At 45.6% G+C, this 942-nt stretch carries 1 protein-coding gene; it reads right to left on the reverse strand.

Annotated elements, in window-relative coordinates; all coding sequences use genetic code 11:
- Positions 1-151: 151 nt before the first annotated feature.
- Positions 152-916 (reverse strand): ferredoxin--NADP reductase, encoded by a 765-nt coding sequence (locus R7O13_RS24945; RefSeq protein WP_140297619.1) that lies wholly within the window; start codon positions 914-916, stop codon positions 152-154.
- Positions 917-942 lie beyond the last annotated feature (26 nt).

Raw genomic sequence — 942 nt, forward strand, 5'->3', positions numbered from 1 at the left:
ATAACCACCTACAACAACAGTGAACGCAGTCTAGGCATTGTTGTATATGTGCTCAATTGATAAGTCTATAAATTCGTATCATGTCTCAAAAGTGATTTTTAATTTACACCGATATAACTTAGTTATCTCGGTTTCAGCGATGGGTGGATACTTACCAATAACGCTCATAGATAACGTGACCGCCTGTTCGAGTTCGATACTTTTCTAACCCTAACTCTTGCAGTACCGGCAAGGTATCTTTAATCATCTCTGGGTTACCACACAGCATCACAAAGCTGCTTTGCGGAGAGAAAGGCACATCCACTTTATTGGCAAGCTCACCAGACGCAATCAATTCTGGGATTCGACCTTGCAGTTTTCCGAGTGACGATTCACGACTCACGATTGGCACGTACTTTAAGCGTCCTTCATATCGGAATTGAAGATGCTCAATCAGGTATTTGTAGACCAAATCTTTTTCGTAGCGAACACCATGCACCAGCACGATACGATCATTGTGAGGAAGCAGGTTAATGTCATCCAGCAAAGATAAAAACGGGCCAATGCCAGTCCCCGTCGAAAGCAACCATAGATCACTCGCTTGCTTAGGAATGGTGTCGTGAATGAGATCGCCATGCGCGGTTTCACCCACATAAATCGGGTCACCCGCTTTTAGCTTTTGCAACCTTGGAGAAAGTTGCCCTTGAGGATCTGCCACAATGAGGAATTCGAGCCACTCGTGTTGCTCGCTTGGCGCATTAACCACAGAGTAAGCACGGCTGATAGGCTTGCCCTCATCATCAAGCAAAGTAAGCTTGGTGAACTGGCCGGCTTTAAAGGTAAGAGGCGCGCCTGAGACCCTTAAACTGAACAGCTCGCCAGTCCAGTCAATGCGTTTTTCCACCTTGGCTAGATTGAAACCTTTCAGCTCAGTCATGAGACACCTCCTATTTGGTTATTCTT

It is taken from the genome of Vibrio sp. Y176 (assembly GCF_033438945.1).